Origin of the sequence: Butyricicoccus sp. AM27-36, assembly GCF_003480945.1 — a bacterium.
Lineage (GTDB): Bacteria > Bacillota > Clostridia > Oscillospirales > Butyricicoccaceae > Agathobaculum > Agathobaculum butyriciproducens.
This window is the reverse complement of the sequence record NZ_QUJR01000008.1, coordinates 157,688-167,830: the sequence shown is the minus strand read 5'-3', so window position 1 is coordinate 167,830 and position 10,143 is coordinate 157,688. Positions and strand designations below refer to the sequence as shown.

Here is a 10,143-nt window from a genome sequence, read left to right as displayed (position 1 = left end):
TCTAAAATCCATTTGGTTTCATTTTGGTGTCACGACCAAATTAAAAGGTTGAAATCGGTAGATATATTGCGGATATTTCGGAAAGTGTTAAGAAAACTGTAGATTTTTGCGACTTGCTCCAGTGTCAGCAATACCATGTTCGAATACATCGCATCAGGTCGTTCTTGCCCCCTGACGGAGTTCCTGATAGGTTCAGGCGTTTATGTTTTACACCTCCTTGCGTGATTTATAATCACGCAGGTGGTACACTAATCACAACCAATCAAATGTTTGATATAAAGTAAGGGTATTTGTTCTGACATTAGGAGAAAGAATCAAAAGAGAAAATGGTCGAAGTTCCCGACACCTATCTCAAGGGCCGCAAGCCGGAGGATTCCTGCGCTATGCATGTCCGCGGTGACAGTATGTATCCTGATTTCTGTGATGTGATATCGTGCCGGTGCTCAAGCAGAACACCATGAACCACAGCGGCGAGATCGGAGTCATCAGCTATAGCGATGACGAAATGACCATCAAACGCATCAACTACGTTCAGAGCGAGGATTGGCTGGAGCTTGTGCCCCTGAAACCCGTCTCACCCGCCCAGACGGATCGAGGGCACCGCCCCGGAAAGATGCCGTATTATCGGTATCCCGCACGTACTGATACGCGAGTTCTAAATATAAAAATTACGCCCACCGGCTGCAACCGATGAGCGTTAGCGAGTGCATTCTACCCTTTTATTTTACAACCAAAGATGTTTTACAAGAAAAACACATCAGACGGATGTTTCCGCAAAACGTTTAGCTATAATGGCAAGCGGTACTCCGTCCGGGTAAAGACCGCGCGCGATCTCTGGCACAAGGTCGAGGAAAAGAGTAGCGGCTATCTTTTTACGCAGCCGACTACCGGCAGACCCCACACCGAAACGTCCACGAAGCAGATGTGGCACTCGATCAAGCAGGCGCTTGATCTCGATATGGGCGCACAGATGGTACACGGCGCGATCGCCTCTGAAACGTCCGTCGTGGCTGACGATCTCACGCCATACTGCCTGCGACACACTTATGCGACCGACCTGCAGTCCGCCGGTGTCCCGCTTAATGTCGCAAAGGATCTTCCGGGTCACCAGTCGATTGCCATGACGTCGCAGATCTACACTCACCTGTCCGTCGATGCCTTTGCCGAGGCATCGCTCAAGGTTATCAACTTCCAGCACGCACAGCAGCGCAAGGCAAAGAAGAAATCCGTAGGAAACAGGTGACACATCAAACAGCCGAAAATAGCCTGATGCAGCGCATTTTACAAAAAAGTACACTCTACCCGTTAACCGAGTAGAGTGCATAAAAAGTTGCAATAAACAAACAAAATCCCTCTAAACCGCATGGCTTAGAGGGCTGCATGTTGGTGGAAGTTACAGGGCTCGAACCTGTGACCCTCTGCCGGTTGGTACATGACGAACCCAGCTGCAAAAAGGCAAAGAAAAAGCACTCATCTTACAATGAGTGCTCCATGGTGGAAGTTACAGGGCTCGAACCTGTGACCCTCTGCTTGTAAGGCAGATGCTCTCCCAGCTGAGCTAAACTTCCATCGGGTCGTTGTCGTCGTTGTCTCATCCCTGACGACTTGTTTAGTATATAACAGAATTACGAATCTGTCAACACATTTTCTGAAAAAATTTCAAAAAATTTTTAGACCCGAAAATTTACGCCGCGCACAGCGTTCTCCGACATGCGCGGCATAATGTATTATCGTTCCATCTTTTCACAGAACCGCATCAGCATTGCCGCGGCCTGTGCGCGGGTGGCATTCCCCTGTGGATTCAGCCTGCCGTGCGAGCCGTTGACGATTCCGTTCGCTGCCGCCCATCGCATAGCATCGACCGCGTAGGCGCTGACGGTATCTGCGTCTGCAAAGGCATCCAGTGTGCCGCCGGCTTCGTGGACATCCGCATAGCGGTACAGCATGGTGACGAGCTGCTCTCGTGTAATGCCAGCCTCCGGCGCGCGGCCATCCGAAATGCCTGCCGACTGCGCCCACGCCATACCCTTCTCGTACCAGTTTGCACCGCCGGTCGTATCCGCACCCGCATACCGTGCGAGAATCGTCATCAGCATACCGCGCGTGGTCGTGCCATCCGGCGAGAACGCATCCGTACCTGTGCCGCTCATCAGACCCTTTTCCACAACACAGCGCACGGCATCGGCGTACCACTCGGTTGGCTTGATGTCATCGAAGCTCACATTTTGAGCAGGCTGTCTCTCGAAAATAGGCGTAAGCGTGACATTGCACGCAGGCATGACGAATGTAAACTGACCGTCCTTCTCCGTCACTGCGACCGGCTTGCCGTTCTGGTCGGTAACCGCGATTGTTTTGAGCGCATAGCCTTCCTTTGGCACAGCTTTAATCATCACTGTGCTGCCTTTGGCTGCGTTTTTCGGCGTGATTGAGACCTCGCCGTGCTCACTCTTAGCCGCAGTCACCGCACCGGTCGGCGTGCGGACCGGACCGCCGCCACCACTGCCGCTCGTTCCGCCACTCTGCTGAGCGGTGAACACCGGTGCTGCAGTCTGCGTGCCGTTCAGTTTAGTAAGCGCTTCCTCCGTCAGCGTCGTGTACGTTTTATCACCGATTTTCCACCCGTCAAACGTGTATCCGCGCTTACTGTCGGTCGGAAACGCCGTTCCGATATCTCCCGCGCCGTAAACGTTGGTCTGCGCACTGCTGTCCGCAAACACGAACGCGATCTCCGCGCGGCGCATATCCACTGCGGAACGGTCGATCGTGTACGTCACGCCATGGATGGTCAGCGTATCGCCCGCGGCCACGGCATCCGGCGCAGAAACCGTGATCGGCTCGGTCGCAAAGCCGGTCAGTCGAATCGTCAGGCCGTCGATTACGGCAGTAACGGTACTCGGCGTGACAGTTGCCGTCTCGAGCGCCTTCTTGATCTGAAACGAGAAGGTTTGTGCCTCGGGCAGCACATAGTTGTCCGCCTTTCCGCCTGCCAGAGCGACCGCGCGTGCGGTGTACGACCCGATTTCGGTCCGGCTGCCGTCCTCGATTATGACAGTAAGCGCATCTCCGTTCACCGCGCCAATCGCTTCAGCCGTAACCAACTTCGGCGTACCATCATAATAGAAAATACTCTCGCTGTTCCATTTTATCTCAACAGGCTTCGGCTGTACGGTCAACACGCCGTTTTCGTATGTAATTTTGTAATTTTCGGCTTGTGCATCCATCGGAATAATCGTATAAGTTCCAATATCGCTAAACTGCGCATAGCCAAACGCATAGTTCAGACCCGAAAGCACAGTTTCGTTCTCATTATTCACGAATCCGTTGATTTCCGCACCATTATCACTTAACGTTTCTCCATAGGTTATGGTTTTATCCTTAGCACGAATACACAGCGGTGCTTTTTCAATATGAAACTGAACCGCTTGCGAGGTTGCGGAAGCCGTACTGCTCGTTTCCGGTGCATACGCTTCCACCCAGTAAGTTCCAGCGTTGATCGGCGCACCGGCCAGCTGATTGCTCTGTGTACCGTTGCTGTCGGCGTAGTAGCGATACGTCGGCGCGGATGTGCCCGAGCAGGTTAGATTGCCCTCGCTGTACGGCAGGCCGGTATAAACTGCATCCTTCGCAATTACAACAAGTTCGACTGTTTTAGGCAGGATTTTACCTTTTACGATGCAGTTTCCGTCTTTCAGCGTGTAATTTTCATTCGTAAGTGTAACTGCAATCGTCACGTCCCTCTCGCCGACTTCAGCAGATGCGTAGCGCGTAGCGAATGTGTAATCCGTGCCCTCGCTCAGTACCGCGCCATCCGGTAGGTTGCTGAACGCCAGACCGCTAATCTTCGCATCATCATCGCGTCCGTTGTATGTCTTGTCTTCAATTTTCAGCGCTGTTGTATCCAAAGAAATCGTGCGCCTATTGATTGAAAAACTGCCGATATCCATCCGTTGGACCGCAGAAAAATTGGCACTCGATGCAATCTCGACCGCCACGTTGTAAGTTCCGGCATGAACCGGCAAAGCCGTGCTGTCGTTGTACCAAACTGTGACCTCGCCAACGCCTGTTTTCGTCCACACAGACGCCTCACGAGGCTTGCCGTCATATATTGAATTCGCAGGCAGCGCAACCTTGTAATCCACGTCCTTTTCCTGTATTTTCTGCGTGATTTGGAACGTTTCCTCAACTTTTCCGGTGTAATTACCCTTACCGCTAATTGTCACCGTTGCCGTACCGCAGTTTACATTATTGGCGTAGGAAAGCTCAAAATCCGTACCTTTTAACAATTCTTTGCCATTTATCATAACGATCGGCTTAGGATTATGCGCACTTTCGTTATACACATACTCGGTCTGCTTCATATCAATCTGCGCGTCCGCAATATCCCGCGGAGTAACTTTCAGCGTACCATTGACATAGCTGATTGCGTAATTTTCCGTCTTGTCCATACCGTTTTTGCATATTTTAGCATTGCTCGGTACATTTTTCGCTTCTCCTACATTCATCTGCGTGCCAGAAACCTTCACCTCGATGGTCTCGTCGTCGGACACCAGCGCGCCTGCTATGTAGCCATCTTTCACCAGAGGTTCGCCATCGTACACTTTCTCTGCACTTTCCGCCGTAATTGTAAGCGCTTTCGGTTGGATTTCTGCAGAAAACTCCTCGCTTTCCACGATGTACTTGCCGTCCTCCGACGCAAATTTGAGCCGATATTTGTCCCCGATATTCGGGACGGTATCACCGTTTACGACCTCGAATGTGCCGGACAGTTCTGTGCCATTCAGCGTTGCACTGCAGCCGGAAGCATCAACCATTTCATTCCAGGTCTGGCCGTATGTGCCCTTAGCCGACGTAATCCAGTCTATAATCGGTGTTTCTTCTTTTGAACCTTCTTCTGAGATTAAAACAATCTCGAGTTCGTCAGATAAACCATTACACTCGGCTTTCATATGATATGTTTGCCCTGCTTTTGCATTACAAGTAACAATCATGTCCCAGTGCACAGCTATTTTGTTTGTCTGCTTATTGGATTCTTCTTCCCTACGAAATGTGACACCATTATTCGTGTTTTCGTCCACTATTGTTTTATCTTCTGCATGCAATGAAATATTGCATGTCGCTTCGTAGTTGACCGTCAGATCCTGGAAAAGTGCATCCGCCGTATACATATCCTTGTATGGCTCATCACCAGTTGGAATCGAAACAGTAATCGACTTTTCAACTACGGGTGTACCATTTCGATTGATTCGGATTGATGTAGTCGGTTGAGCCTTTCTACATATCCGTTCCGGATAAACCGCATTCTGATAAGTACCGTCGGCCGCTCCCGCAGGAATGACTACCATGCCGAACGCCATCGAGAGCGCCAAGGCCGCCGAAAATGCCGTTTTAAGACGTTTCACGTTTTCCTCCTGACCCGCAAGCTGGGATTTGACGATTGCGTGCGCTTCGTTCACTGCACTCTGCACAATTTTTCGCAGAGAACACACATATTTTTATTCAGCTTACCATGAGGTTTCGCATGCGTCAATATTTTAATCGACAAAATTCGACACTTAATATTCAGCATTTTCCATAAGGGCACAGCCAGTCGTTAGTCTGTTTCTTCGTGTCTCATCCGCTTATGCAGTGTGCCTTTTATTCGGCAGAATATTCATATTTGCATATTTATGTTATTATCTTAAAAACGACTACTAATTCTCTATTATGTCATTTCCATATATACTGTCTGATTTTTTTCGTTTAATGACTATGCGTTCATTTATCTATGTTTCGCATAAATATCCTATAAGTGCAAAAAACACTGTGAGGCTTTCCACAGAGCTGCGCCGTTGATGAGCAATAATAAGACGAAAAACACGAGCGCTGTATATTTACTCTGGAAGCAGACCAGTCCTCGGCGTATTCCATGAGATACGTTGTCACCAGACGAACATAGGAACTTTTATTCGGAAAGATTCCAATCACGCTGGTACGTCTCCGGATTTCACGATTCAATCTCTCAATCATGTTGGAAGATGAGATTTTTCACGCATCCAGCATTGGAAATGCATAGAAGGCCAGAGAATCTTCCAATCCGTCTTCAAGGCACTGAACCGCTTTCGGAAAGCGTTTGGCATAGGAGTCGATCACATCATATGCGCGATAATATCTCTGCGGCCATTTTCGTCCACACCGCGCACGATAAGCACCGCCATGCTGACAATTCTGCCATCTACACGAACTTTTTCGCACAGTGCGTCCACCCGGAGAACCGGGTATACTGTATCAGCGAGGGAGCGATTAACGAAGAACGGAATGTAGCCGCCCTGACGAACCTTGGGTACCATGAGGTACATCGTGCCCATTCGGGTATCCAAACGACGAGGACGATAACCGCTGCGGTAGCCGCTTCTTCCGTCCGTGCGTTGACTTTTCTCTGCGCCTAGCTGCTGATCGACCTCTGCCTCCATCAGCTCTGTGCATAGCCATTCCAGCCATACTCAGCATCGGATCCGGTTGCGTCACACATTGCAGTAGCAATTCTGTCAGATTTGTGGTATTCTTTTTGTGAGCCATTAGGGTCTCTCCTTTACATCATGATTTTTTCGACAACTATCATTTTGCAGGAGCCCTAATGGCTTGTCTATTCTCTGTTTGCTTTTGCGAACTTGATTATACACTATCGTTTAGTTTCTCCATAAAGCCATGCTATTCTTCCTGATTCATATGATAAGGTACAATAAGTTGCGCAAATTGAAACCGCATAAAAGAAGACATAGCTTGCAGGCTCTGGTAGAATGAAGTTACCACACACCATTCTGAAAGGAGACAGCAAACTATGTCCGAGAGAATTGTACAGCTGAATGAGGAAATTATCAAGGGGAAAATCAAGGAATTGGTCCGCAGCAGCGTGGAGGAAACCCTGAACGAACTGCTGGAAAAGGAGACGGAGTCCCTGACACAGGCTACCCACTACGAGCGCAGCGAGGCCCGTCAGGGCTACTGCAGCGGCCACTATGACCGGAATCTCACCACCGCCTCTGGTGACGTCACGCTCCATATGCCGCGACTCAAGGGCGTATCCTTCGAGACTGCCATCATCGAACGGTATCGCCGCCGGGAGAGCAGCGTGGAGGAGGCCCTCATCGAGATGTACCTGGCGGGCGTGTTTCCGTGCACCGGGTAGAGGACATCACCGAGGCGCTGTGGGGCAGCAAGGTTTCGCCCGCCATCATTAGCGAGCTGAACAAGAAAGCCTACGTTCACATCGATGACTGGCGGAACCGCCCCTTGCAGGACGGTAGGTATCCGTATGTCTACATGGATGGCATCTATCTGCGCCGCAACTGGGGCAGAGAGTATGAAAATGTAGCCATTCTAGTGGCAATCGCCGTGAATGATGACGGTTTCCATGAGGTTCTAGGCGCCGCCGAGGGAATGAAAGAGGACAAGACCAGATAGGTCAGCTTCTTTCAGTGGCTCCGCGGACGCGGCTTGGACGGCGTAAAACTCATCGTCGGTGACAAGTGCATGGGGCTGCTGTAGACCGTGGGCGAGGTGTTCCCGGACGCCAAATACCAGCGCCGCACAGTGCATTTCTATCGCAATGTTTTCTCTGTTGTGCCTAAATCCAAGGTCAAAATTGTGGCAAAAATGCTCAAGGCGATCCACGCCCAGGAGAGCAAAAAGACATCCCGCGAGAAGGCTAAAGCGGTCGTTGCCGAACTGCGCGCCATGAAGCTGAAGGAGGACGGCATTGAGGAAACGCTGACCTACTGCGATTTTCCCAGCGAGCATTGGACATGCATCCGCACCAACAATGTGATCGAGCGGCTGAACCGTGAGATCCGCCGCAGAACCCGCGTGGTGGGAACATTCCCTGACGGCAACTCTGCTCTGATGCTGGTCTGCGCTCGGCTTCGCCATGTGGCGGGCACGCAGTGGGGCAGCAAAAAATGTATGAACATGAAGCACTCGGAGACGGCGCTGGACGATGCCTTCATTGCCGGCTGACTTCACTCAGACGGAGAACCTGCAAACAATTTTGCGCACAAATCTTGACGGGACCGAGTCTATTAGATGCACGCATGTGATATAATCTTGGCCACGCATTTTGTCAATTCGTATACAGATCTTTGTCGAAATCATAGATGCTACCGCACTGTTTTCGATTATTGAACAAAAAAGTGCTCTCCGCTTGCTGGAGAGCACCTTCGTTTTTTACTTAGCCGACACGCTGTCTGGAGTGGTGCAATTCGATCTGCTTGGACTTGATGAACACGCTCAGCTTCTTGTAGGCAAGCATGGTAATCGCAGTCAGGATTGCGCCTTTGATGAGATTGAACGGCAGAACGCCGAGCAGCAGATAGCCCTGCATGCCGGTCACATACGGGTTGATCGCGTTGCATGCATCAAAGATAGCCTGCAGCGGCATAACCTGCGAATAAAACGGAATGATAAGAAAATAGTTGGTCAACATGCCGACACACGCCATAGCAACCGAGCCGGCTGCACAGCCGAGGACAGCCATCTTGCGGCTCTTGTGTCCGCGGTACAGCAGCACGGCGATAACAACGAGCGTGGAAAGCATCAGAAAATCTGCGACCTCACCGGAGCCGCCGGTCTGGGTCTGGGTCAGATGAATAATGTCCTTGATGCCGATCATCGTGATTGCCGGAGCGATGCCGAAAATAAACGCACCGATGAGCACGACCGCGCCGGACAGATCCACCTTGAGGAACGGCGGCATGAACGGAATCGGGAATTCAAAGTACATCAGCACGGTTGCGATAGCCGCAAAAATTGCGGTGTAGGTGATTTTGCTGGTTTTTGTCATTGCTGTTTTTTCTCCCTTTCAGGAGTCCTGTTCCATAAATAAAACAAGCCCCTGGATTGCTCCAGAGGCATACAGACGTAGCGATAGGTACATCTGTTTCTCTCATCCGGACTATAACCGTCGGTTGGGATTCTAACCCATCATGCCTTGCGGCTCGCAGACTATCAGGCTCGAAGCCTGTATACTGCCGGTGGAGACTTTCACTCCGCCCTGAAACAGAACTGATTTATTTATATTGCTATTATAGTCACCAGTAAAGGACTTGTCAACACTTCAGCAAGAAAAAACATAAAAGCCGCCTTCCCTTGCGAAAGCGGCTTTTTATCAGAAATCAGTCTTCCTTGCTGCTCATCAGAGTAACCATAACGGCCTTCTGTGCGTGCAGGCGGTTTTCTGCTTCCTCGAAAATCTCGTTTGCGTGCTCCTCGAACACCTTGGTGGTGATCTCCTGCTCACGATATGCCGGCAGGCAGTGCTGCACCATGCAGCCCGGCTTTGCAGCAGCCAGCAGCTCATCATTGACCTGATAGCCCTGGAATGCCTTCATGCGGACTTCCTTCTCGGCTTCCTGACCCATGGACGCCCATGTATCAGTGATAACAACGTCTGCGTTCTCAGCAGCCTTCATCGGGTCATCGGTGATGAAGAAGTTCGGATTCGGCTCTGCGAATGCCATAACCTCAGCGTCCGGACGGTAGTTCACCGGCGTTGCGATGGAAACCTTCATGCCGGTCTTGAGACCGCCGACGATCAGCGAGTTTGCCATGTTGTTGCCGTCGCCAATGTAGCACATCTTGAGACCCTCAAGAACGGCAAACTTCTCACGGATGGTCATGAGGTCCGCCAGAACCTGACACGGATGGCAGAAATCAGTCAGACCGTTGATGATCGGAATAGAGCCGTAGTTTGCCAGATCCTCTACTTCCTTCTGCTCGTAGGTGCGGATCATGATGCCGTCCAGATAGCGGCTCAGCACGCGGGCCGTATCCTGTACCGGCTCGCCGCGGCCAATCTGCAGATCACGGTTGGACAGGAACAGCGCCTGACCGCCCAGCTGATACATGCCGGTCTCGAAGGAAACGCGGGTACGGGTGGAGGACTTCTGGAAGATCATGCCAAGGCTCTTGCCTTCCAGGTGACGATGGGAAATGTTGTGCTTTCTCTCATACTTGAGCTGATCCGCCAGATCGAGCAGACCGATGATCTCCTCGGTGGAGCAGTCAAGCAGCTTCAGTAAATGCTTCATTGTAATAACCCCTTTCTGCAAATTAGCAATGAGTAATTAGTAGTTAGTAATTATTTAGGTGCTGCTGCACCAGTGCGATAAT

At 50.8% G+C, this 10,143-nt stretch carries 4 protein-coding genes, 1 tRNA gene, 2 pseudogenes and 1 riboswitch; of the genes and pseudogenes, 2 read left to right on the top strand and 5 right to left on the bottom strand.

Features of this window, described 5'->3' with window-relative positions; genetic code table 11:
- The first annotated feature begins 736 nt into the window (after positions 1-736).
- Positions 737-1,243 carry a tyrosine-type recombinase/integrase gene (locus DW724_RS11945; protein ID WP_118761627.1) on the top strand — a complete coding sequence of 169 codons (507 nt, stop codon included), beginning with the start codon at positions 737-739 and terminating at the stop codon, positions 1,241-1,243.
- A 249-nt stretch (positions 1,244-1,492) separates the two neighbouring features.
- Here the strand turns inward: DW724_RS11945 and DW724_RS11940 are convergent.
- From DW724_RS11940 to DW724_RS16070, 3 genes and pseudogenes are all read right to left on the bottom strand, one after another.
- Positions 1,493-1,568, bottom strand: a tRNA-Val gene (locus tag DW724_RS11940).
- Between the two features lie 159 nt (positions 1,569-1,727).
- A complete protein-coding gene (locus DW724_RS11935; protein ID WP_158580315.1) occupies positions 1,728-4,946 on the bottom strand; it encodes an S-layer homology domain-containing protein in 3,219 nt (1,072 codons plus the stop codon).
- Between the two features lie 898 nt (positions 4,947-5,844).
- Positions 5,845-6,555: pseudogene (locus tag DW724_RS16070) on the bottom strand (transposase); the annotation flags it as partial.
- A gap of 262 nt (positions 6,556-6,817) precedes the next feature.
- Here DW724_RS16070 and DW724_RS11920 point away from each other — a divergent pair.
- Positions 6,818-7,992: pseudogene (locus DW724_RS11920) on the top strand (IS256 family transposase).
- 211 nt (positions 7,993-8,203) lie between these two features.
- Here DW724_RS11920 and DW724_RS11915 read toward each other — a convergent pair.
- Both DW724_RS11915 and argF read right to left on the bottom strand, forming a co-directional pair.
- Entirely contained in the window at positions 8,204-8,815 is a 612-nt protein-coding gene (locus tag DW724_RS11915) for an ECF transporter S component (protein WP_110436750.1), read from the bottom strand.
- 90 nt (positions 8,816-8,905) lie between these two features.
- A riboswitch (FMN riboswitch) is annotated at positions 8,906-9,037 on the bottom strand.
- Between the two features lie 109 nt (positions 9,038-9,146).
- Positions 9,147-10,061, bottom strand: a complete 915-nt coding sequence (gene argF / locus DW724_RS11910; protein ID WP_118761623.1) for an ornithine carbamoyltransferase — start codon at positions 10,059-10,061, stop codon at positions 9,147-9,149.
- Positions 10,062-10,143: the final 82 nt, after the last annotated feature.

Bases quoted from the DNA above. Each gene is read 5' to 3' on its own strand.
- DW724_RS11915 (WP_110436750.1), bottom strand. From the start codon at position 8,815: ATGACAAAAACCAGCAAAATCACCTACACCGCAATTTTTGCGGCTATC.
- DW724_RS11945 (WP_118761627.1), top strand. From the start codon at position 737: ATGTTTTACAAGAAAAACACATCAGACGGATGTTTCCGCAAAACGTTT.
- argF (WP_118761623.1), bottom strand. From the start codon at position 10,061: ATGAAGCATTTACTGAAGCTGCTTGACTGCTCCACCGAGGAGATCATC.
- DW724_RS11935 (WP_158580315.1), bottom strand. From the start codon at position 4,946: ATGAAAGCCGAGTGTAATGGTTTATCTGACGAACTCGAGATTGTTTTA.